Here is a 20,163-nt window from a genome sequence, read left to right as displayed (position 1 = left end):
TCCCTGAGCAAATCCGGGACACTCGCCGGATGTCGCGCGATACACCCACTTCTGATGCCGTCTTCCCTCGACGCCTGAAACAGGCGCGACTGCGCTCGGGCTTGACCCAGGAGCAGCTTGGCATCCACGCCGGTATCGACGAATTCTCAGCCAGCACCCGCGTCAACCAGTACGAAAAGGGCAAACACACCCCTGCCATACAGACCAGCCAGCGTCTGGCGCGAGCACTCCTTGTCCCCACGGGCTTCCTCTACGAGGACGACGATCTGCTGGCGAACCTGCTGACGATCGCCGGCAGGCTCAGCAAAGAAAAGAAGAGAGCCCTCCTCGCCAGCGCCGAGAAACTGGCCCAGGAATAAACTAAGATTTCCTGAGTCTCCGGACCAAACTCAGACGGCGCCATAACTGACGCCCTCGTCGGATCGCAGCATTAGCCTCGATTGATCAACAACCCGTGTGAACCGCTAGTGCCGCCAAACCACGACGCCCTTCAAACTTGCGTCACGTATCAAGCCGAGACTACCGGTCACCAGCAGCGGGCTCGCGTGACGATTTGTGATCATAAAATTACTTCCACAGAATGTGGATGTCAACGCCAAATAATCGCTCGTTTACCCTGATTTTTCACCACTTCGAGATCACTTGACATGAACGAGCCTCACATCTATGGTCTATTTATGATGATTAATTCGGAGGCAACATGGGCGATGACATCTGCGATCTGACAGCGCAGGAGCTTCATGCGCTTTATAAAACAGGCGGCACCTCCCCCGTGGAGGTCATGCAGGCCGTACTCCTGCGCGTAGAACAGCTCGATCCCGCCGTGAATGCCTTCTGCCAGATAGCAGCGGATGCACTCGACATGGCCCGTGCGTCCGAAACACGGTGGTATCGCAAGCGCCCGCTTGGGCCGCTGGATGGCGTGCCGGTCAACATCAAGGACAACGTTGCTGTCGCCGGACTAGCTACCCGATACGGTTCACGCGTCACCGACGAAACGCCAGCGCTTGATGACAGCCCGTGCGTAGCCCGGCTCCGCGAGTCCGGTGCGATCTGCTTCGCCAAGACCACCCTGCCCGATTTCGCCCACAAGATCGTCACCGATAGTCCGCTTACCGGAGTCACGCGCAATCCCTGGGATACCGACCGTACTCCCGGCGGAAGTAGTGGCGGAGCCGCCGCGGCGGTCGCGCTTGGCATGGCGCCCGCAGCAATCGGTACCGACGGCGGGGGATCGATCCGGATTCCAGCCGCGTTCACTGGCACATTTGGTTTCAAGCCAAGCTTCGGACGCGTTCCGCATGCGCCACGCGGGCCGTTCGGGCTGTTGAGCCACGTTGGCCCCATGACCCGCTGCGTGTCTGATGCCGCACGCATCCTGACCGTCATCAGCCGCCCTGACAGCCGCGACTGGTACGCCTTGCCGTTCGACGCCAGCGACTATGAACTTGGCCTCAAGTGCAAGCCAACACCAGGCGGTGTCCGCATAGCGTACAGTCCGTCCCTGGGCCTCGCTGTCACGCCCGAAACCGCCGTCCACGACGGGCTCATGCGTACGGTCGACACGTTCCGTGAGCTTGGCGCCAAGGTCCAGCAGGAAGATCCGCCGGGTATCGCACGGTGTAACTCGATCCACGCGACCATCTGGCCGGCCTGCTGTCGCCAGCTCACCGAAGGCCTCGCTGACGGCGGCGCGGCGCTCGATCCGTCGTTACAGGCCTACTCTGAATCAGGCGCGACGATATCGCGCGAGACGTTGCTTGGCGCCCTCATAGAAAGAGGGGAGATCGGCGGCGCTGTCAACGCGTTCTTCGAGCGGTACGATCTTGTCATCTGCCCGGTGTATCCTCGAGTGGCCATGCCGCTTGCGGAACTCCCAGCCAGCGACGGGCTGTTTCCCCATTTCACTGCCTGGTGCAACCAGCTCGGTCTTCCTGCAGCAAGCGTCTACACGGGCACCACTTCAGAAGGGCTACCGGTCGGGATACAGATCGTCGGCGGCCGTCATGCCGACGCGCTTGTGCTCTGGGCAAGCCACATCCTCGAACTCGCGCTCGGACGCGCTCCGCTAGCTGAGCTGGCGCGCACGCTTTCCTCACCCATGAGTGGCCGCAAAACGCACTGACACCACACGCCGACCCGGATATCCGGGCCGGCTGTCCGCCGTGCCAAACGCGGTATCACGAAGCGCCCTTCCTGCCCGCGTGCAGACCAAGGTCTGAATCCAGTACCAGCTTTTGCCGCAAGGCTGCATGCACTTTGCGAAGCTGCGCCTCCGCTTCTTCCATGTGAGTCGCCATAAGCTTCTCGACGGCCCTTGCGTCCCGGCGCCTCGCCGCATCAAGGATCGCACGATGAGCAGCGACCGTCTGCCGACCAAACGCCTGATAATCATCTTGCGTCACATTTCCCGCCACGATCACCAGGCTATGCAGCATCTGGTTGATGATCTGGCAGGCGCACCGAAGGAACGCGTTCGGATTGGCCCCAGCCAGCACGTCATGAAAACGGATGTCCTCCTGGCGCTGATCGAGGGCACGTTCATGACTCGCGGCGAATGGCTCGCACACCTCCACGCTGCGTTCGAGCGACTCCAGATCCGCGTCCGTCAGGTGCTCCACCGCGCCCGCCGCAAGTAGCGGCTCCAGCACCCGTCGCACGGCGTAAATGTCCTCAAGGCTGATGCTCTCGAAAAACAGGTAGTTCTGCAGCGACTGGAATGCGCGGGCGAGCGGTACGCGTGTAATCGTCGCTCCGCCGTCCGGGCCGGTACTCAGACGCACAAGTCCCTGTACCTCCAGGGACTTGAGAGCTTCCCGCATCGAGCCGCGGCTGACGTTGAACATTTCCTGAAGCTCTGCCTCCTTGTTCAGTCGCATGCCGGGACGCAGCTTTCCATCGGTAATCCAGCTCTTGATGAGCTCGGCCACCTGATCTCCCCGCTTGGTCGTACGCGGCCCCTTGTTGCCTGGCTGAAGCAACGGTTTTTTCTCTGTCGTCTGTTTTCGCGCTGCCATACGTCACACCCGTAGTTGGCCATCATCGTTTGGTCTGAACGTCATTATCGGTCATCCGATGCGGGGTGACCGCCACAACGTCCCCACGAACGCCTCCGATACAACACCCTCCTAATGTTCGGAGGTGACACCCCCCACCCTCATACCTACGCTCATTGCCATACGAAACGCAAACCTCATCCGTGGGTTCGCGCGATTATCGGTCCGGGGCGCAGATTTGCCCACCAGGGAGAAGACGTCATGACGCGACATGACCAGACGTCGCAGCAGGCTCGCACGATCGACGACATCGCTATGGCGCTCGCCGATCGCGGGCTCGATCTCGACCTGCTTGCCAAGCGTATGCGCGCCGTCAGTCCCGAATCGGACGCAACCAGTGAGATCGCCGGTCCTCCCTGGCGTAACGGCGACGTAAGCGCCCTGAACATGAATCTTGTGCCTACCCGGTACGGTGGCTGCCCAGCGTTGCAGTCCCTCGTGGCGCAGGCAACGTTGATGGCGTGCCTCGGGGAGGCCGACGCAAGCCTCGCGCTGGCGTTGCCGGGCCCGGGGCTTGCCATGCCGCCTGTCGTTGCCCTCGCTTCGACCCAACAGCAGGCCCGGTTCTTCCAGCGGTTCCAGTCCGGCACGCCACGGTGGGGCGCTTTCGCCATCACCGAGCCAGACTGCGGTTCGGACGCGACTGCCATGCGCACCCATGCACGAAAGACCGGTCGCGGCTGGGTCCTGAATGGCACCAAGTGCTTCATCACGAACGGTGCGCGTGCCGACTGCGTGATCACGTTTGCAACGATCAACCGGCAGATGGGTCGCTACGGTGTCCGCGCATTCCTGGTGGATTGCAATACACCGGGATTCACGCTGTCACGCATCGAACGGATGGCAGGGCTGCGTGCAACCCAGCTTGCCGTGCTGTCCTACGCCGACTGCGAGGTCACCGATGATGCGCTGCTTGCCCGCGGCAACGAAAAGCCGCTCGATGACGCTTTCTCGGGTGCACAGCGATCCTGGGACTATTTCAGGCCACTGCTTTCCGCCGTCATGGTGGGTGCCTGCCGGCGGGTGCGCGCGGACCTTGTGGCCTGGCTTGATGCGGGCGGCACACCCGCGGACAGGCATCAAGGCGTGGCGAACGTGGAAGCGTCCCTGCTCGACATTGACCGCCAGATTGCGGCGGCATGGCTGCTCTGTCACTGCACGGCCTGGAAGACGGATCGCGGCATCGCGACATCCATGGATTCATCCATGACCAAGGCGTTTGCCTCGCGTGTCGCCGCACGGATCACACGTGCGGCACTGGACCTCGCCGGTATCGACGGCATCATTGCCTGTCCGTCACTTGAGCAGGCTTACCGGGATGCCAGGGCATTCGACATCATGGAAGGTACCGGCGAGCTGCAGCGACTCATGATTGCGCGGGCAGCCCAGCGATCGACGTCGCGTCCGTGGGACATCGCGGCACCGCCCGGCAGCTACCCCACCACACCTGACTCATCGCCTGACAACACCAACGCTCATCAATCCGGGCAGGAGACATCTCATGACGCATGACACGCACAGCCCCGGGCGCGAAGAAATCGCAGCCACCATCCGGTCATGCCTGGTATCGGCCATTGGCAGCACCATGGCTGCGGACCTGATCGCCGACGACACGAACCTGTTCGACGTCGGCATCGACTCCATGAACATGACGGACCTGCTCCTGCAGCTCGAGCAGCGTTTCGGCTTCACGCTCGCACCGGAGGATCTTTCGGCCGATCTGTTCATGCGTTTCGCCAACCTCGTCGCCTTCGTGGAATCCCATGTCCGCCGCAACTGACGCCGTTCGCCAGCGGCCATGCATCATGGCCACGGCCCGGTATGTACCGGCGGTGCGCGCGCGGCCCGACGTTGCGTCGCAGTACCCGGCGATCCCTTCATCCGCACGTGAGGCCGTCATGCGCTCAGTCTATGCCGATACGCTGCGCTGGCGCCCTAAGGTGGATGCAGCGCCCGTCCATGATTCAGCGAGCCCGCTGAGCACCGCGATGCCGGAGTACGTCGCCTGCGAGCAACGCCTCCTGCTCTCCGAGATGGCATCGATGGTCGCAAGGGAAGCCATCCGGCGGTGCCCCGCGAAGGAGAGCCCGCCACCGGATCAGGTCATCGTCTGCGCGACAAGCTTCGAGGACGACCTCGCGCTCTCGTGCGCGGGTCGGCTGCACAGCGAGCTGGGATCCACAGGGGTGCCGTTCGCGATTGGACAGTTGCAGGGCGTCTCTTTCTTTCTTGCGCTTCAAGTCGCGTCCGACATGATGGCCAGCGACGAGCGCATGCGCAGTGCACTGATCGTCGGCGCTGAACGCTGGCTGCCGCCGTTCTCGCGGCAGGTCGGGACGCTCACCGCATTGGGTGACGGTGCCGCCGCTGCGCTGGTCAGGCAGCAGGCGGGACCCGGATGGCGTGTGCTCAATGTCAACGTCCACACGCCTGACCTCCCATTCCGGTCCCTCGATCTGTATGTCGACGAAACGGTCCTGGTCGAAGTCATCGGGCAAACGTGCATGCAGGCGGGCCTGAACCCTACGGCAATCAACTGGGTCGTGCCCCCGCGCATCAATACCACCCTGGCATGCGATGTCAGCGCAGATGCCCGACTTCCTGTGTCGCGGATGTGGTACCCCGAACCGGGCGACATCGGCTATCTGTGTGCCGCAGATGCGCTGGCGCAGCTCCACGTCTTGCTGCAGTCGGCGGTCCCGACGGACGGGCAACGTATCCTGCTGTGGGCGACCGGCTTCCAGGGACAGGCCGCGTGCGCCATCCTCCAATACTGCGGGAGCTAGCGATGCCTGCGCGCCCAACCCCTTCCCTGCTGTCGCTGTCCGGCATCGCACTCAGCCTTCCGGCCCGGACGGTCGATGCGAACACATGGGTCCGTCGCTGCGGACTTCCCGAGGCCCGCGCGAGCGCACTGCTGAGGAATGGGGTGCAGCAGTTCCACGACGCCGCAGCGGCATCACCCGTCACACTGGCATGCGCAGCGGTTTCCGCCCTGCTTGAAGATACCGGCACGACGCCGGCAAGCATCGATGCCCTGATCTACACGCACACCATCCAGAGCAGTGTCATGGCGCCGCCTGCCGGTACTGCCGCGTTCATCCAGTCCCGTATGGGCCTGGAGCGCGCACTCGCGTTCTCGGTGATGCAGCAGAACTGCGTCTCACCGATGGCCGCCATCCGCGTGCTGCGCGTGCTCACTCTCGCAGGTCGCCCCATCCAGCGGGCAATTGTCGTGTGTGCAGATGTGATGGGCTCGGGCTGTGATCATCTGCGCGCCATCGAGGACCTCGCGCTACACAGCGACGGGGCGTGCGCAATCCTGCTGGAGCGCGGCACCGACCGCAACTGCATCGTGGGGCTGCACCTTTATACCGACGGTCGCTACTTCCGCGGCACCGACAATGACCTTCGGCCCGTACCGGATGACCGTTACTACTGGTCAGCATTTACGACGATGCGTGCGGCACTGGAACAGGCAGGCGTCACGGGGAATGAGCTTGTTCATATTCTGCCTCACCATGTGAACCTCCCCGGCTGGCGACGCCTCACGGCCATGCTGTCCGTACCACGGGAGCGTCTTTACACAGCGAATATCGGTCGCCTCGGCCACGTGTTTGGTGCCGATCCGTTCATCAACTTCCACTCCGCGCCACGCGGGCAACCGGGCTCCTGTTCTCTGCTGTTCTCCAGCGGACTTGCCGGCTGCTTTGGCGCCATGGTGATCCGCCACTGATCCCGAACCTGATCGCTACCCGGCCATGAGAAACCTCCTCGATCTTGTCCAGTCGGCTGCGCGCCGCACACCCGATGCGCCATCGCTCGTGTGCGGTGATGTCCGCCTCACCTACTGCCAGCTACTGCAGCGCAGTCATGCTTTCGGACAGGCCCTGTCTTCCCACGGGGTGATCCCAGGCGAACGCGTTGCCATCTTTCTCGACAAGCGAATCGAGACCGTGGTGTCCATACTCGGCGCCTGTGCCGCCGGGTGCGTGTTCGTTCCGGTGAATCCGCTCCTGAAACCGGACCAGGTGGCCCATGTGCTTCGTGACAGCGGCGCCCGGTGCCTCGTGACCACCGCGTTGCGAGCCCGCTCCCTGGTCGCTGCGGGCACTGCGCCGGTTTCCGATGTCATCCTAGTAGACGAACCAGAGCAGGCTCCTTCAGATCAGCCGACCGGGCTCAGGGTTCACCGCTGGCCAGACGCCATCACCAGCCCCGACGACGCACTGGTGCCGGCCCTGGCTGCAACCTGTATCGACACCGACCTCGCAGCCCTCCTCTATACGTCCGGCTCGACGGGATTGCCCAAGGGGGTGATGCTCAGCCACCGGAACCTGCTCGAAGGCGCCTGGAGCGTCGCTGAGTATCTGCGGCACGATCCATCGGACCGCATTCTTGCCGTCCTGCCCCTGAGCTTCGATGCGGGCCTCAGCCAGTTGACCTCGGCCTGGTCGGCAGGCGCGACAGCGGTGATGTTGAACTACCTCACGGCGCACAATGCTGTCCTCGCGTGCGAGCGCGAACACATTACTGCGATCACCGGTGTGCCGCCATTGTGGATGCAGCTCACGGGCACAAGCTGGCCAGACGGGGTGCGCAATACTCTGCGTTACTTCGCGAACACCGGGGGTCGCCTTCCACTGCCTGTCCTGCAGAAACTGCGCGCGCTGTTTCCGCGGGCGACGCCGTTCCTGATGTACGGGCTGACGGAGGCCTTCCGCTCCACATTCCTCGACCCTGCCGAGGTTGACCGTCGGCCCGACTCGATCGGCAAGGCGGTGCCCAATGCGCGGATTCTCGTGGTACGTGAGGACGGTACCTCGTGCGCCCCGGACGAAGCAGGCGAGCTCGTGCATGTCGGCGCATGCGTCACGCTCGGCTACTGGAACGATGCAGTACGCACCGGGCAACGCTACCGCCCTTCTCCTGAAGCAAAGCCGGGTGGCGCGGCACGTGATATGGCAGTGTGGTCGGGGGACCTTGTACGGTTCGACATCGACGGCTTTCTCTATTTCATTGCCCGCAACGACGCCCAGATCAAGAGTTCGGGCTACCGGATCAGCCCGGAGGAGATCGAAGAAACGGTCCACGCAAGTGGACTTGTTGTGGAAGCCGTCGCGCTGGGCATCCCGGATGACACGCTGGGCGAAGCCGTAGTGCTACTCGTCGTCCTGACCGGTGATTCAGACGTCGAAGCGCTAGGCAACTGGTGCACGCAGCACCTGCCGCGTTACATGGTTCCGCGACACATCGTTAGTTATCCACATATTCCACGCAATCCCAACGGGAAATTCGACCGGACAGCACTACGTATGGAGATTGCATCATCCGGCGTTGCGTCGTCCGGGCTTGCCTCGCTGGCGCGCGATCCAGGGGAGAAACCATCATGAGCCTCACCTTCATCAGGCGGTCCCCCGGGCTGCAGTTCGGCGGCATCGACTTGCGCCAGTTGGCCGACCGCGCCGGGCGTACGCCGTTCTTCGCCTACGACCGCTCTGCAATCGACATCCGCGTGCGAGAACTGCGCAGCCTGCTGCCGTCCGTCATGCAGCTGCACTACTCGATCAAGGCGAATCCGATGCCCGCCGTGATCCACTACCTGGCCCAACGGGTCGACGGGTTCGATGTTGCCTCTGCGCAGGAGATGGCGCTGGCGCTCGATGCCGGCGCCGCTGCGGACACAATCGGCTTTGCCGGACCAGGGAAGTCTCACGACGACCTGCGCCGCGCAGTTGCCAGCGGTGTCAATGTTCACGTCGAGTCGGAAACCCAGTTGCGGCTTGTTACCGCGCTCGGATGGGAGCTGGGCGTGCAGCCCAACGTGGCGATCCGCGTCAATCCGGATTTTCAGGTCGGACACAGCGGCATGCGCATGGGCGGCGGTGCGACGCCCTTCGGCGTCGATGTCGATCAAGTGCCGGCATTGCTGCGCGAGCTCGAAACGCGGGAAGTCGCGCTCGCGGGATTCCACGTCTTCTGGGGCTCGCAATGCCTGCATGCCCCAACCATCATCGAAGCCCAGCGCCAGAGCGCAGCCCTCATCCTGCGCCTCGCCAGCGCTCTGCCGCAGCCACTGCAGTTCGTCAATATCGGCGGCGGCTTTGGCATCCCCTACTTTCCGGGCGAAACAGCGCTCGATGTAAAGGCGGTGTGCGAAGCCATGCACGACTGGCTGCCACCACTTTGCCAACGTCTGCCCGGAACGACGCCGATCCTGGAGCTCGGGCGTTACCTCGTGGGGGAGGCAGGCATCTATGTGTGCCGTGTCATCGACCGGAAAGTGTCGCGCGGCAGAACATTCGTCATCACGGACGGCGGACTGCATCACCACCTGGCGGCCTCCGGCAACTTCGGCCAGGTCCTGCGCCGAAACTTCCCGATCGTGATCGGGAACCGTACCGACGGCGAACCACGCGAGCGGTGTCACGTGGTCGGGTGCCTCTGCACGCCGCTCGACCGTCTTGCGGACGACGTTGAACTTCCTGACGCGCACATCGGGGATTTCGTGGTGGTGAAGCAGTCGGGTGCCTATGGCCGTTCGGCGAGTCCGGTGCATTTCCTCAGCCACCCCGAACCCGCGGAAATGCTCGTGTGATACCACAACATCCGGAGAAACGTCATGCTATTCCGTGAATCCGTCGTCGCGGACCTCGCACCGGGATACTGGGCACTCAACGACGACCAGCAGGGCCTGGTTGTGGCCGCAGGACAGTTTGCGCGTGAGCGCCTCGAGCCACTGCTGGGTAGTCAGCCAGATTCCGCCCGGTGGGGCGAAACGGTCCGGCTCGCCGCGACGCTAGACCTCGCGACCATGATCCTGCCGCAACAGACCGGCGGCATGGGTATCAGCCGGCACGACCTTGCACTTGTCGTTGAACAGTTCGCGGCGGGCCCGCTCGAGCGGGCCGCCGAGCTGACACTCAGCAGCGCCGCGCTGATGACGCTGCGCGAATGCGATGCGCTTGACCTGCTACCTGACCGGGATATCCAGCATTACTTCGACGGCACAACATCGCTCGCACCGGGTATCCCCGACGTTGATACATCGGGTTTCTGGGTGTTGCGCCAGCATGCATGCTCGCAGGCAATGATGGTCCGGATGGACGGTGAACGTCCACAGCTCGTGCTCGTGACGCTGCCTGCAGCACGGGGCACTCAGGGCTTCGCCGCCGTTGCGCTGCCCGGCGCACTTTCCATCGAACGATACACCACAGCGTCAACAGCCCATGTGCAGCGTCTGGTCGTGCCCGAAGGCGCAATCCCGGAAGGCAATCCGGTGCGCCAGTGGTTTCTCGACGCTGCAACCTACCTCGCTGCACTGCTTTCGGGAGCCGTCCGGCAGGGCGTGAACTTCGCCCTCGCATACAGCGCCTCCCGGCAGACGTTTCACAAGCCGCTCGCCGCACATCAGCTCGTCGCCGTACGGCTCGCCGACATGCTCATCTCGGCCTACACCATCCACCTCTTTCTCCGGTCCGTCGCAGCACAGGACACGCGCGCGCAGATCGAAATGGTACGGTCAATGGCGCGCCACGTTGCCACCGAGGCATTGGATATTGTGCGCGAGCTTGTGCAGCTTTGCGGCGGCCATGGCTACGTGCAGGGGCTGCCGCCAGCCGCGCGCTTCCAGACGGTGCACTGGTTTGCGATGCTGCTGTTGGAGCTCGAAGCCGGGCTACGCGTGCTCACTGCGCCCGACACTCGCCAGCAGGGGATTTAACGTGAGCAGCCAGGGGCCGTCAGAACCCGCACACCAGACTGACGGATCTCGCCAGATGGGCGGAGAATCCGGTTCATGCTGGCTTCGTGAACCCGACGGTAATGATGTCAGTGACATTGCTGCCTGGCTCGCCGATCCGGGCATCATCCGTTGGTTCGACTTCGGGCAGGGTCGTCAGGCGCTTCCCGTACTCGCTCTGCGACTCATGATGCAAAGCGGTCGACACCGTCTCCGCGTCTTCGGATCCAAAGGCCACAACGTCCCCAGCGGACTGGTGGCCGTCAGTGATCTCACGCATGCTTTTGGCACCGGCTCATTTTGGGTACTGCGCGACAGCCGGCGCCCGGCATGCACGGACATGACGCGTCTAGCCTCCACGGAAATACTGCGCGACGTATTCGAAACCCACCGGTTGCACAGCATCACTGCATGGGCTGTGGACTCCAACGTACGCTCCCGGCGTCTGCTCGAGCGTATCGGCTTTCGCCTCATCGGGCTGCAGCGTGATTGCCACGTCATGCATGGATCTCGGTTTGGACGCGTCCTCTACGATCTGCTGCCATCCGATCTCTCCAGTGGCTCCAGGTCAGCCGGGGATCGCGCATGAACCAGCCAGTCATCACCGCAGTGACGGCCTGGGTGCCGGACGCCATACCGCTGTCCCAATGGGCCGCGATTGAGTCAGCATTGCGCGCGACCGGGCATTCCGGCTGGGATGCGTGGGCGAAGTCATGGCATCCCGACCACGGGCACTGGCTCGAAGCGTGGCCAGGTGGGAAAACCGGTGGTTCGCCGCGGGTACATTTCGATTTTCCACTACCCGACCGGGCCTGTTCGATACCAGTCGAAACCGGTATGGATCTGTCAGGACTCGCCGCAAAGGTGGTACACGCGATCTGCGCCACGCGCCTGCCGGATGCCCGCCCGATCGATGTCATCGCCTTCTGTCACAGCAGCCTCGACGAACACGTTTCGACGACGGTTGCCGGGCGGCTTTGTGCGGAGGTCGGCACACCATGCTTTGCTTTCTCGGTCTCCCAGCAGCATGGTGCGTCGCCATTCACTGCATTGCGGCTTGCTTCCGATCTGTTTATCGCTGAACCGGACGTCCACACGATACTGATCGTCGCGGCAGAGAAGTGGAGTCCACCGTTTTCCAGACTATACGGACCGGATATGGTCCACGGTGACGCCGCTGGCGCGGTGCTTGTTGAAAGAACCGGCGGCGCAACAGGTGGCCTGCAACTGCTGGATGTCGCAGTCCGGCACGTTCCGGTTGACGTCAGGCGTCGCGCCACCGGAGTCCCCGATGCCCGGACATTCACCCTGCTGTCGATGATCGACTTCCTCCTCGCACGACACGGCCTTCGTCACCGTGAAATTGATGAGATTGTCGGACAACCGTGCGTACCGTCGCTCGCGGATGCAGTACGTGGGCATTTCGGCCGTCCGGATGCCACGGTACTGCACCAGGTCAGCATTCATCTCGGCGCAGCCGACTCCATCGTGCGGCTGGCACAGGCACTCCGGCGCGCCGCCTGTCTTCGGCCCCCCCGCATGCTGCTCTGGGGCTATGGCATCGGCGGCTTTGTCGGCACTGCGTTGCTGGAGGCGGGCGGCGCACCCTTCCTCTCTTGGCAGGACGATGTCCGGTCCGCCCCATGATCCCCGATCTCGGCATACCGCACGTCGCCTTTCATCTTCCCCAGCGTGTCGACGACGTCCGGGACTGGGGAAAGCGAACCCGGCAAAGGACCGCCACCGTGCAGAACCTGGAGCGGGCCGGGATGCGTTACTACCGCAATGCGAACGGACAGACCGCAATTGGACTTGCGGCCAGCGCTATCCAGCGTCTTCTGCTCGCCTCCGGTATCGCGCCTCGTGAAGTCGACTGCATCGTCTACGTGCACACGCTCCAGGGCAGCGTCGCGCCACCACCGCAGTCGCTGCCCGGCCTGCTCTGTGAGCAGTTCGGCTTCACCAACGCGGAGGCTTTCTCGTTCGCGCAGCAGCATTGTGCATCCGCTCTTGGCGCACTGCGCGTAATACGCGCGATGTTCATCGCCCGGCCCCACATAAACCGGGTGCTGCTTGTTGGCGCTGACGTGATGCCGCTCGAATCGGAAAGATTAATGAAAGCAGAGGGGATTCTGGGTGATGGTGCGTTCGCTGCATTCATCGAGCGCGACGCCACTATCAACCGCCTGCTCGCGATCGCGACGCATGCCAGCGGCCAGGGCTGGCGTGGGGTCCTGGCAAATGACGAACAGCGCCTTGCAACGCGATATTTCCTCGCGGCGCGCGGCCTCATCAGGCAGACAGTCCAGCAGGCACACTGCACACTGAACGATATCCAGCGCATCTTGCCTCACCACCTGGATCTACCCACGTGGCACCGCCTGGTCGCCTCCCTTCAACTCCCCCATGAGCGGCTGTTCACAAAAAATTTTGCCCGGATCGGCCACGTCACCGTCAGCGATGCGTTCGTCAATCTGGCCGACTGCGACGAACTGATTCCCGGCAGGCCGTTCCTGCTTTTTGCACGCGGCGTGGGTGGGTTTTCAGCAGCGGCGTTACTAGTCCGTTAGCGTGGTGACGCGGTCGCCTCTCGTCCATCTGCAACTAATTCGCAGTGGGTATATCTGTTATCCGTTACATGAATCTCCGACCCCCTATCTCCAGACTATAATAAATGCCAAATGTACCCGGGCGGGTGCATAGTACGCGTCCAGTTGGCCATTCACCGTCGTTGCGCGCGGGCCTCGTTCTCTTGCGGCACCTGGCGTTCCAGACCCTGGGGGCTGCGTCGGGATAGCAAATATGAAACATGTCTCTCGCCGCCGTTCGAACGAAGGCCAGCATGGGCCGTCACTTCGATCTGATCGTCTGCAAGCTGACGCGGCAGCACCGGTCATGCGTCTTGCATTTGCCGCGAATATTCCCTCCCTCGTCGAGTCCTTCGGCCATGCGGCTGGGAAACTCGGCTTCCCACATTACGTTATCAGCCGCGTTACCCGGAGCCGTTCGACCTGCACCCGGCGAACGGCGCTCGAGATGATCGGCTCACATTACCCGCAGGACTGGGTGCGGCACTATCAGCGTAGTGATTACGCGTCCATCGACCCCGTACATAGGGCCGCGTTCCTCCAGTCGGCACCCTACCGGTGGCACGACATCATCGGTTTGAGCAAAGCCGAGCGGCGTCTGCTCGACGAAGCAAGAGAGGCCGGCCTAGGCGCTGGGCTCAGCATCCCGGTCCACCAGTCCGATGGCAGTATCCTGCTGTTCAACCTGTCCGGCCCTCTGCACTCCGTCAACAACACAATCAATTCCCGGCTGGTATATCTGATCAGCGCGCAGTTTCACTTCGAACTACATCGCCTCGCGCTGATACGTTCGAGAAAAGCGGCCCACCTGCTTACACCGCGTCAGCTCGAATGCCTCACCTGGGTCGCCAGGGGGAAAACCTCAGCCGAGATTGGCGAGATCCTCGGACGCTCCCGCTATACCGTTGACTACCACATCGACCTGGCGATGGAGGCTCTCAACATCCGCAGCAGGACGGCCGCCGCTGTCCACGCGACGGTACAAGGCATCATAAAACCCTGAGTCTGTTTGGCCTCCAGTTCCACCGCATGGCCTGCCCGTCGTCATACCAGCGACATGCGGCAGTGCGCGCTTGCGCGTACTAACCGACACCCTCCGAAAGCTCTGAGTTTCTGGGCCGCAGACGCGCTGATAGCGTTGCGTCAACGGCTAACACCAGGAGGAGGAGCCCATGTCATCCATCGTTGCCGGCAGGCTTGAAGACCTGCCATCAGATATCCGTCGCCATCTTGGAGCCTTCCGTCACAGGGTATTTGTCCAGCGCCTGCACTGGGAAATACCCGGCGTGTCCGCCCATGCCACGAGCGAGTGGGATGAATTCGACGGAGGTAGCACCGTTCATCTGGTCGCACTGTCCGCAGACGAAAAGGTTTGTGGATGCGCTCGGCTGATGCCCACCACAGGACCCTATTTGCTGCGTGAGATTTTTCCGGAACTTGCGGGGCAAGACGGTGCGCCGCCATCATCACCTACGATATGGGAGATGTCGCGATTCGCAGGATCAGGAATACCGAACCATCGAACCGGTTCGACCTCGGGCATGCCGTTGTTCCCTTACGCAATGGTGCTCGCCCTCTCGTTCGGCGCGACACGCGTGATCGGCGTGGTCTCGCGTCCTGTTGCACGTCTGTACCGACGCTTCGGGCTCGATCTGCGCGTTACCGGTGTTAAATCAGCGCCAGGTTGCGCCGATATCGTTGCGTGCTCAATCAACCTGGATCCCGCCACGTTCGACAGACTCCATTGCGATCCTGTCACGCTACTGAATTCGATCACCCGCTTCGAGCCGCTCCGGCTCCCTGAACCTGACATGCTACCGGGTCATTCCCACCATAGCGGGTACGCCTTCTCCGCGCACTTCTGGTGACATGCCCCTCGCAGTTTGCGACAACAGAACGGTACACATGCAATCGACAGTCTAGCCGACCAGCCCCTTGCATCGGCGCATCTCCGCGGGCCGGCAATGGTGCCGGTTGTCGGCCTCCTTCACCCAGTCCGGTCTGATCGCTGATGCGTAAGCCTGCCCGCTGCGCGAAGCCTCTCCATTCTGCTGTGAACTCAAGCCCAGGCGCTCGTCGATCGCGTGCGCGACAGTAGCAGACTTCGGAGGATGATCATGATCGCAGTTGGCCCAGAACGTACACATCGCATCGAACAGAACGGACAGTATCAACGTCACGTAGGGCAGTTTCACGACGAGGCTCTCGTCTAGCCGGTCGCTAGCGGACTTGCCCACGTGCACTTGTAACTCGTTCACGGGCATCATGATCCGCAGGGAATCGAGTTCACACTGCAAGCGATTTTCCAACGAGTAGTGAACAGTCGCCGAATGCGCAAGCGCCTTGCGTAGCTCGCAGATCTGCTGGTCCTTCATCTCCATGCATTTGGTTAGGCGACGGACTTCGGTTTCGGCCCACTGCAAACGCTGATCAGGAGCAGCGTTTGCCGACAGCATCAGCGGGGCGCGCTCCGTGCCAGTGACTGCCCATGCATTGAGTTCTTTCATGATTTTCCCTGCCTCAAATGCGCATGCCTGTACCTTTCCGGCCGCACCCCTCCCCGCTGTCAAACACGCATGGGAAGGCTCCTGAAGTCTTGACCACCGGTCAATCGTGACCGTAACTCATCTGGGGAATCGTCGTGCTTCGGCCATGTATCCTTTTTCGGTTTTCTCAGACAAAATATCAACTGCGAAAAAAGGCAGGGTGTGCCGTACTGAAACAGCATGAATACGCAGAGTGCGGACAGTTCTGGCCACCGGTCACCAGATCGCCGGAGCCCCCTCATGCAGCATGCTGCGCTGCCTTCGAGGCCGTAGACACGCAGGACCCGCTGTCATAGGCCCACGGTGGCCGGCGCGAGATTGTTGCGGAGAAAACTTCCCTATGCCTCGCATGCCACAGCGTTTTTTCAAGATCGCCGGTGCGCGGCACCACACGGATAGTGTCGCGACTTTGTTGGCCCAACCGGAGGGCACTTGTCAAACGGAGCGCCGTCCAGCGAACCGGCACGCTGGCCAGCGGCCAGAAAGCGAGTACTTCCCGACAACCACCGAAGGGAGATGCGATCTGTATTTCGCGCACGAGCGCTAAAGCGGCCAGACAGGGGCAGGGTACCCGGAATGGCGGCTCGGTTTTTGTTGCTCGCGACGCTGCTAGGATAGGTACGTTGCTAGTTCTCATTCCTCGGGCGAGCCGAATAGCCCGCGCCCGTTGCAGCGCACTGCAACACCAACCTCCAAATACCCTTTTTATGCATGCTCGCCACAACGCCGCCTTTACTGCGCTTCTCGCCGCCGCGCTTTTCGGTGCAACGACGCCGCTCGCGAAGACACTCCTTGGAAGTGTTTCTCCGTTCATGGTTGCAGGCCTGTTTTACCTTGGAAGCGGTGTCGGGCTCGCCATTGCGATCCTCGTCCGACGCCTGCTACAGACGGCCGGTAAACGCAAAAATGAAAGTCGGATTCAAAAGGAGGAGATTCCATGGCTTCTCGGCGCGATCATAGCGGGCGGCATTGCAGGTCCTGCGCTTTTAATGCTCGGCGTTAGCCTAATCGCCGCTGCCACAAGCTCGCTTTTGCTGAACCTTGAAGGTGCACTCACCGCAGTACTCGCATGGGTAGTATTTCGCGAAAACGTCGATGTTCAAACATTTCTCGGGATGGTCTCGATTGTTGCAGGCGGGGTTCTACTATCGTGGCAATCCGATAACGGAAGCGTTGCACCTGGCGCACTCCTTGTTGCGGCGGCCTGTGCTGCATGGGCAATCGATAACAATCTGACACGCAAAGTTTCGACGAATGACGCGATGGTTATTGCCTGCCTGAAAGGTCTGATCGCGGGGTCGGTCAATCTCGCCATCGCTTTGCTGCTCGGTGCACATCTGCCAAGGTTCAGCATGACGGCGACGGCGATGTTCACCGGGTTCGCGGGCTACGGCGTGAGCCTCGTCCTATTTATCGTTGCACTGCGAAATCTTGGCTCCGCGCGAACCGGTGCGTATTTCTCTGTTGCTCCGATATTCGGGATCGTACTGTCGCTGTTCATCTGGCCCGAACCGCCGTCGATGAACTTCTGGATTGCTGCAGCGCTCATGGCCGTAGGGATCTGGCTTCACGTTCGAGAGCGGCACCAGCATACGCACACCCACGAGTCTCTTGCTCACAACCATCCACACAAACACGACGAACACCATCAACACGCGCACGATTTTGAGTGGGGCGGCATCGAGCCTCACACGCATCCCCATCGACATACAGCAATCACTCATTCGCACGCGCACTTTCCCGACATACATCACCGCCATAACCACTAATGGAGTTGGACCAACGCTAATTGAATCGAGTCGACTGGTCCAAGTGCGTCGGAGGATGGGCGTGTAAGTCTGCTGTTCAACCGAATGCAAACTTTCGATCCCTTTTGCCGTGGGCGGTTCATGGCCGAGATGGAATGGACACCGCCCTTCCTTCGGGAAATGTGCATGATGGAGAGCCTCCAGAACCGGACGCATCATGTACCAAAGTGTAGCCGCGACAGATTCGCGGCACGCATCGTCCGTCGGGCCGCCTTGATGGCACGCGTGAATCTTGCAAACCCTCCCAGTAGCAGACGGGCAGCTATCCTAGACCACCATGAGCTTCTTTTGCGCGGCTCGCGATCCATGCATCGATTTCGCTTTCCAGCCACGCCACCCGTCCGCCGCCAATCTCGACAGGTCTAGGAAACTTTCCCGCCGCCAGGTACCGGTAAACCGTGCTCGCGCCAAGACCCACGCGCGCACGCACCTCCCGGAGGCGAATAAGACGAGCTTTCGCGCCTTCGTATCCACCACTGTGCTCGTTCATAATGCAAGCCCTCCTGATGACGTCGTCCGAACACCACGGACGTTGCCAGACTAGCGTGCTCGCGCTGGCACATCAAACGTCCGGCCAGGAGAATCGTTGCCCGGATCGGAAGTGGCGCTCCCGCGGCGCATTCCCATGGTTTTCCTGCAGTACCCACTCCCTCGCGCCGACGAGCCGGTTCTTCCCCCGAAATCGCATGACGGAGAAAATCCTCGCTATTTCCTGCATGGCTGGCTGGCGACCGAAGCATGCGCTACCGTGAATCACGGACGCGCAAAAATGCTGACGCGAGAGTTCACATTCATCACTCGCGGCCTGGCATTCCTGAGCAGTCCCAGGTCAGCGATACTTCTCAGCACAGTAAGCCGCCCAATCGTCCATCATCTGTTTGCGACGCTGGAACATATCGCCACGACGGTATGCGGCCTCGACCTTATCATCTACGGTGTGCGCCAATGCCATCTCCGCCATCTCATTGGGATAGGTCGTACACTCCGCCGCCCAATCACGAAATGTCGAGCGAAAACCGTGTACTGTCAGGCCCGTGCGTTTCATCCTGCGCAGAACCGTGAGCATGGCCATGTTGGACAGCGGCCTGCCCTTCTTTGCGCCCGGAAACATCAAGTCCCCGTCCGTCTCTTCAAGCAGCCGGCGCGCCAGTGCAAGCGCAGGGTCAGACAGCGGAATCCGGTGTGCCCGTTCGGCCTTCATCCGCTCCGCCGGCACCGTCCACGTGGCCGCGTCCAGATCGAACTCGTTGCGCACAGCACCGATAACTTCGTTGGTCCTGGCCGCGGTCAGGATGAGCAGTTCGAGCGCCCGGGCCGCGAGGCCGTCCTGCGCCCGCAATGCCTTCATGAACACGGACGAGTCCTGATATGGCAAAGCGGCATGGTGCTGCACCTTCCGCACCTTCGTGCGGGCGGGCAGGATCTTGTCGAGATGGCCCTTCCATCGCGCCGGGTTCTCGCCTTCCCGGTACCGGTGAACCGTAGCCCAGTCGAGCACTGACTCAATGCGTCCGCGAACGCGACTGGCCGTCTCGGGCTTTGTCTGCCAGATCGGCTCGAGCACACGCACGACGAGCGCCGTATCGATATCGCGTGCGGCAAGCGCTCCGATGATGGGTGAAGCATACGAGGCCAGCGTGTTCTCCCACTGAGCGACGTGTTTTTCGTTTTTTCAGCCTGCGCGGTTGGCCTTGATGAATGCCTTGGTGCACTCATCAAAGGTCCGGCTACGTGCGGCCATCGCAAGCTGCTGTGCGCGCTCGGCGCGGCGTGCCTCGATCGGATCAACACCTTCGAAAAGCATCCTGCGGCAGCGCGCCGCAAGTTCGCGTGCGTCGGCAAGCGAGACAACATGCAATGGCCCCAGTCCCATTTCACGCAACCGGCCTTTGCGCCGGAAGCGGTAGACCCATGAGTGTGTACGCCCCGGCGACACTTGGAGGTACAGACCACCGCCGTCGCAATAATGGCCAGGCTTCTTCATGCGCACGACGCCGAGCGCGGAAAGACGGTGGATGGAACGCGGATTGGTGCTCATGTCGACCTCCTTTCTACCCATACTACTACCCATACTTCTGGTTGCAATTGGGGGGTATGAAGCGGGAAGGTCCGGCAAAAGAAAAAACCCCGGAAGGCCCATGTGGCGGCCTTCCGGGGTTCGTTCTGGGACGATACGGCATGTCCCGGGAAGATCTCCTGGCGGAGACATAGTCGGCAAGTACCCCGCCGATCAGGCCGCCGATTCCCCATCCGAGCAGCGTGATGCCGATCACCAGTCCGGCGTATAGCGGCAATGAAGTCATCTGCCCGGCCGTCAGCACTGAATGCATCAACGCCGGTAAAACCAGGCGTTTTCAAGGTACAAGTGCAACACCTTTGAAATAGGATATGTTGCATGGGACAAAGCTATGAACAACTCAGTGC

General features: G+C 61.8%; 20 protein-coding genes and 1 pseudogene. 15 read left to right on the top strand and 6 right to left on the bottom strand.

The features are described from left to right. The first annotated feature begins 29 nt into the window (after nucleotides 1–29). A complete protein-coding gene (locus AWB64_RS23325) occupies nucleotides 30–359 on the top strand; it encodes a helix-turn-helix domain-containing protein (RefSeq protein WP_060857819.1) in 330 nt (109 codons plus the stop codon). 341 nt (nucleotides 360–700) lie between these two features. After that, a complete protein-coding gene (locus tag AWB64_RS23320; protein ID WP_060857818.1) occupies nucleotides 701–2,125 on the top strand; it encodes an amidase family protein in 1,425 nt (474 codons plus the stop codon). Nucleotides 2,126–2,180: 55 nt separating this feature from the next. On the opposite strand, the gene AWB64_RS23315 is transcribed toward AWB64_RS23320, so the two are convergent. After that, entirely contained in the window at nucleotides 2,181–3,017 is an 837-nt protein-coding gene (locus AWB64_RS23315; protein ID WP_060857817.1) for a FadR/GntR family transcriptional regulator, read from the bottom strand. Between the two features lie 240 nt (nucleotides 3,018–3,257). Between AWB64_RS23315 and AWB64_RS23310 the strand changes: the two genes are divergently transcribed. From AWB64_RS23310 to AWB64_RS23255, 12 genes are all read left to right on the top strand, one after another. Continuing rightward, nucleotides 3,258–4,568 (top strand): acyl-CoA dehydrogenase family protein, encoded by a 1,311-nt coding sequence (locus AWB64_RS23310; RefSeq protein ID WP_060857816.1) that lies wholly within the window; start codon nucleotides 3,258–3,260, stop codon nucleotides 4,566–4,568. Continuing rightward, nucleotides 4,558–4,836, top strand: coding sequence for an acyl carrier protein (locus AWB64_RS23305; RefSeq protein ID WP_060857815.1), 279 nt, complete (start codon nucleotides 4,558–4,560; stop codon nucleotides 4,834–4,836). The genes AWB64_RS23310 and AWB64_RS23305 overlap by 11 nt, the downstream gene beginning before the upstream one ends. After that, nucleotides 4,820–5,842, top strand: coding sequence for a beta-ketoacyl-[acyl-carrier-protein] synthase family protein (locus AWB64_RS23300; RefSeq protein WP_060857814.1), 1,023 nt, complete (start codon nucleotides 4,820–4,822; stop codon nucleotides 5,840–5,842). The genes AWB64_RS23305 and AWB64_RS23300 overlap by 17 nt, the downstream gene beginning before the upstream one ends. Before the next feature lie 2 nt (nucleotides 5,843–5,844). Beyond that, nucleotides 5,845–6,792, top strand: coding sequence for a ketoacyl-ACP synthase III family protein (locus tag AWB64_RS23295; protein ID WP_060857813.1), 948 nt, complete (start codon nucleotides 5,845–5,847; stop codon nucleotides 6,790–6,792). A 25-nt stretch (nucleotides 6,793–6,817) separates the two neighbouring features. Then, entirely contained in the window at nucleotides 6,818–8,449 is a 1,632-nt protein-coding gene (locus AWB64_RS23290) for an acyl-CoA ligase (AMP-forming), exosortase A system-associated (protein ID WP_060857812.1), read from the top strand. After that, a complete protein-coding gene (locus AWB64_RS23285) occupies nucleotides 8,446–9,654 on the top strand; it encodes a pyridoxal-dependent decarboxylase, exosortase A system-associated (RefSeq protein WP_060857811.1) in 1,209 nt (402 codons plus the stop codon). The genes AWB64_RS23290 and AWB64_RS23285 overlap by 4 nt, the downstream gene beginning before the upstream one ends. 24 nt (nucleotides 9,655–9,678) lie before the next feature. Then, complete coding sequence (locus tag AWB64_RS23280; RefSeq protein ID WP_060857810.1) at nucleotides 9,679–10,779, top strand: acyl-CoA dehydrogenase family protein; 1,101 nt, start codon at nucleotides 9,679–9,681, stop codon at nucleotides 10,777–10,779. Between the two features lie 55 nt (nucleotides 10,780–10,834). Next, complete coding sequence (locus AWB64_RS32350) at nucleotides 10,835–11,386, top strand: GNAT family N-acetyltransferase (RefSeq protein WP_244164172.1); 552 nt, start codon at nucleotides 10,835–10,837, stop codon at nucleotides 11,384–11,386. Continuing rightward, a complete protein-coding gene (locus AWB64_RS23270) occupies nucleotides 11,383–12,444 on the top strand; it encodes a 3-oxoacyl-ACP synthase (RefSeq protein ID WP_060857808.1) in 1,062 nt (353 codons plus the stop codon). Before AWB64_RS32350 ends, AWB64_RS23270 begins: the two co-directional genes overlap by 4 nt. Continuing rightward, nucleotides 12,441–13,367 carry a 3-oxoacyl-[acyl-carrier-protein] synthase III C-terminal domain-containing protein gene (locus tag AWB64_RS23265; RefSeq protein ID WP_060857807.1) on the top strand — a complete coding sequence of 309 codons (927 nt, stop codon included), beginning with the start codon at nucleotides 12,441–12,443 and terminating at the stop codon, nucleotides 13,365–13,367. Before AWB64_RS23270 ends, AWB64_RS23265 begins: the two co-directional genes overlap by 4 nt. Before the next feature lie 232 nt (nucleotides 13,368–13,599). Then, nucleotides 13,600–14,388, top strand: coding sequence for a LuxR family transcriptional regulator (locus AWB64_RS23260; protein WP_060857806.1), 789 nt, complete (start codon nucleotides 13,600–13,602; stop codon nucleotides 14,386–14,388). A 169-nt stretch (nucleotides 14,389–14,557) separates the two neighbouring features. Further along, nucleotides 14,558–15,253 carry an acyl-homoserine-lactone synthase gene (locus AWB64_RS23255; protein ID WP_060857805.1) on the top strand — a complete coding sequence of 232 codons (696 nt, stop codon included), beginning with the start codon at nucleotides 14,558–14,560 and terminating at the stop codon, nucleotides 15,251–15,253. Nucleotides 15,254–15,304: 51 nt separating this feature from the next. Here the strand turns inward: AWB64_RS23255 and AWB64_RS23250 are convergent, their stop codons facing one another. Continuing rightward, nucleotides 15,305–15,892 carry a hypothetical protein gene (locus AWB64_RS23250; protein ID WP_060857872.1) on the bottom strand — a complete coding sequence of 196 codons (588 nt, stop codon included), beginning with the start codon at nucleotides 15,890–15,892 and terminating at the stop codon, nucleotides 15,305–15,307. 746 nt (nucleotides 15,893–16,638) lie between these two features. On the opposite strand from AWB64_RS23250, the gene AWB64_RS23245 reads away from it, so the two are divergent. After that, nucleotides 16,639–17,700: a DMT family transporter gene (locus AWB64_RS23245; protein ID WP_060857804.1), complete on the top strand. Its 1,062-nt coding sequence runs from the start codon at nucleotides 16,639–16,641 to the stop codon at nucleotides 17,698–17,700. 301 nt (nucleotides 17,701–18,001) lie between these two features. Here AWB64_RS23245 and AWB64_RS23240 read toward each other — a convergent pair whose 3' ends face one another. From AWB64_RS23240 to AWB64_RS32625, 4 genes and pseudogenes are all read right to left on the bottom strand, one after another. Then, nucleotides 18,002–18,229 (bottom strand): helix-turn-helix transcriptional regulator, encoded by a 228-nt coding sequence (locus tag AWB64_RS23240; protein ID WP_060857803.1) that lies wholly within the window; start codon nucleotides 18,227–18,229, stop codon nucleotides 18,002–18,004. A 339-nt stretch (nucleotides 18,230–18,568) separates the two neighbouring features. Further along, nucleotides 18,569–19,159, bottom strand: a complete 591-nt coding sequence (locus tag AWB64_RS32630) for a tyrosine-type recombinase/integrase (RefSeq protein WP_374728645.1) — start codon at nucleotides 19,157–19,159, stop codon at nucleotides 18,569–18,571. Nucleotides 19,160–19,183: 24 nt separating this feature from the next. After that, nucleotides 19,184–19,396, bottom strand: a pseudogene (locus tag AWB64_RS32755) (phage integrase central domain-containing protein); the annotation flags it as partial. A gap of 15 nt (nucleotides 19,397–19,411) precedes the next feature. Then, complete coding sequence (locus tag AWB64_RS32625; protein ID WP_060857801.1) at nucleotides 19,412–19,777, bottom strand: Arm DNA-binding domain-containing protein; 366 nt, start codon at nucleotides 19,775–19,777, stop codon at nucleotides 19,412–19,414. Between the last annotated feature and the right edge of the window lie 386 nt (nucleotides 19,778–20,163).

The sequence above is a fragment of the Caballeronia sordidicola genome (assembly GCF_001544455.2).
GTDB classification, from domain to species: domain Bacteria; phylum Pseudomonadota; class Gammaproteobacteria; order Burkholderiales; family Burkholderiaceae; genus Caballeronia; species Caballeronia sordidicola.
The sequence above is the reverse complement of the archived record's forward strand: the minus strand, read 5'-3'. Positions and strand labels throughout refer to the sequence as shown.

Coding starts and splice junctions, on each gene's coding strand:
- AWB64_RS23325 (WP_060857819.1), top strand. CDS start 30: ATGTCGCGCGATACACCCACTTCTGATGCCGTCTTCCCTCGACGCCTG.
- AWB64_RS23320 (WP_060857818.1), top strand. CDS start 701: ATGGGCGATGACATCTGCGATCTGACAGCGCAGGAGCTTCATGCGCTT.
- AWB64_RS23315 (WP_060857817.1), bottom strand. CDS start 3,017: ATGGCAGCGCGAAAACAGACGACAGAGAAAAAACCGTTGCTTCAGCCA.
- AWB64_RS23310 (WP_060857816.1), top strand. CDS start 3,258: ATGACGCGACATGACCAGACGTCGCAGCAGGCTCGCACGATCGACGAC.
- AWB64_RS23305 (WP_060857815.1), top strand. CDS start 4,558: ATGACGCATGACACGCACAGCCCCGGGCGCGAAGAAATCGCAGCCACC.
- AWB64_RS23300 (WP_060857814.1), top strand. CDS start 4,820: ATGTCCGCCGCAACTGACGCCGTTCGCCAGCGGCCATGCATCATGGCC.
- AWB64_RS23295 (WP_060857813.1), top strand. CDS start 5,845: ATGCCTGCGCGCCCAACCCCTTCCCTGCTGTCGCTGTCCGGCATCGCA.
- AWB64_RS23290 (WP_060857812.1), top strand. CDS start 6,818: ATGAGAAACCTCCTCGATCTTGTCCAGTCGGCTGCGCGCCGCACACCC.
- AWB64_RS23285 (WP_060857811.1), top strand. CDS start 8,446: ATGAGCCTCACCTTCATCAGGCGGTCCCCCGGGCTGCAGTTCGGCGGC.
- AWB64_RS23280 (WP_060857810.1), top strand. CDS start 9,679: ATGCTATTCCGTGAATCCGTCGTCGCGGACCTCGCACCGGGATACTGG.
- AWB64_RS32350 (WP_244164172.1), top strand. CDS start 10,835: ATGGGCGGAGAATCCGGTTCATGCTGGCTTCGTGAACCCGACGGTAAT.
- AWB64_RS23270 (WP_060857808.1), top strand. CDS start 11,383: ATGAACCAGCCAGTCATCACCGCAGTGACGGCCTGGGTGCCGGACGCC.
- AWB64_RS23265 (WP_060857807.1), top strand. CDS start 12,441: ATGATCCCCGATCTCGGCATACCGCACGTCGCCTTTCATCTTCCCCAG.
- AWB64_RS23260 (WP_060857806.1), top strand. CDS start 13,600: ATGAAACATGTCTCTCGCCGCCGTTCGAACGAAGGCCAGCATGGGCCG.
- AWB64_RS23255 (WP_060857805.1), top strand. CDS start 14,558: ATGTCATCCATCGTTGCCGGCAGGCTTGAAGACCTGCCATCAGATATC.
- AWB64_RS23250 (WP_060857872.1), bottom strand. CDS start 15,892: ATGAAAGAACTCAATGCATGGGCAGTCACTGGCACGGAGCGCGCCCCG.
- AWB64_RS23245 (WP_060857804.1), top strand. CDS start 16,639: ATGCATGCTCGCCACAACGCCGCCTTTACTGCGCTTCTCGCCGCCGCG.
- AWB64_RS23240 (WP_060857803.1), bottom strand. CDS start 18,229: ATGAACGAGCACAGTGGTGGATACGAAGGCGCGAAAGCTCGTCTTATT.
- AWB64_RS32625 (WP_060857801.1), bottom strand. CDS start 19,777: ATGAGCACCAATCCGCGTTCCATCCACCGTCTTTCCGCGCTCGGCGTC.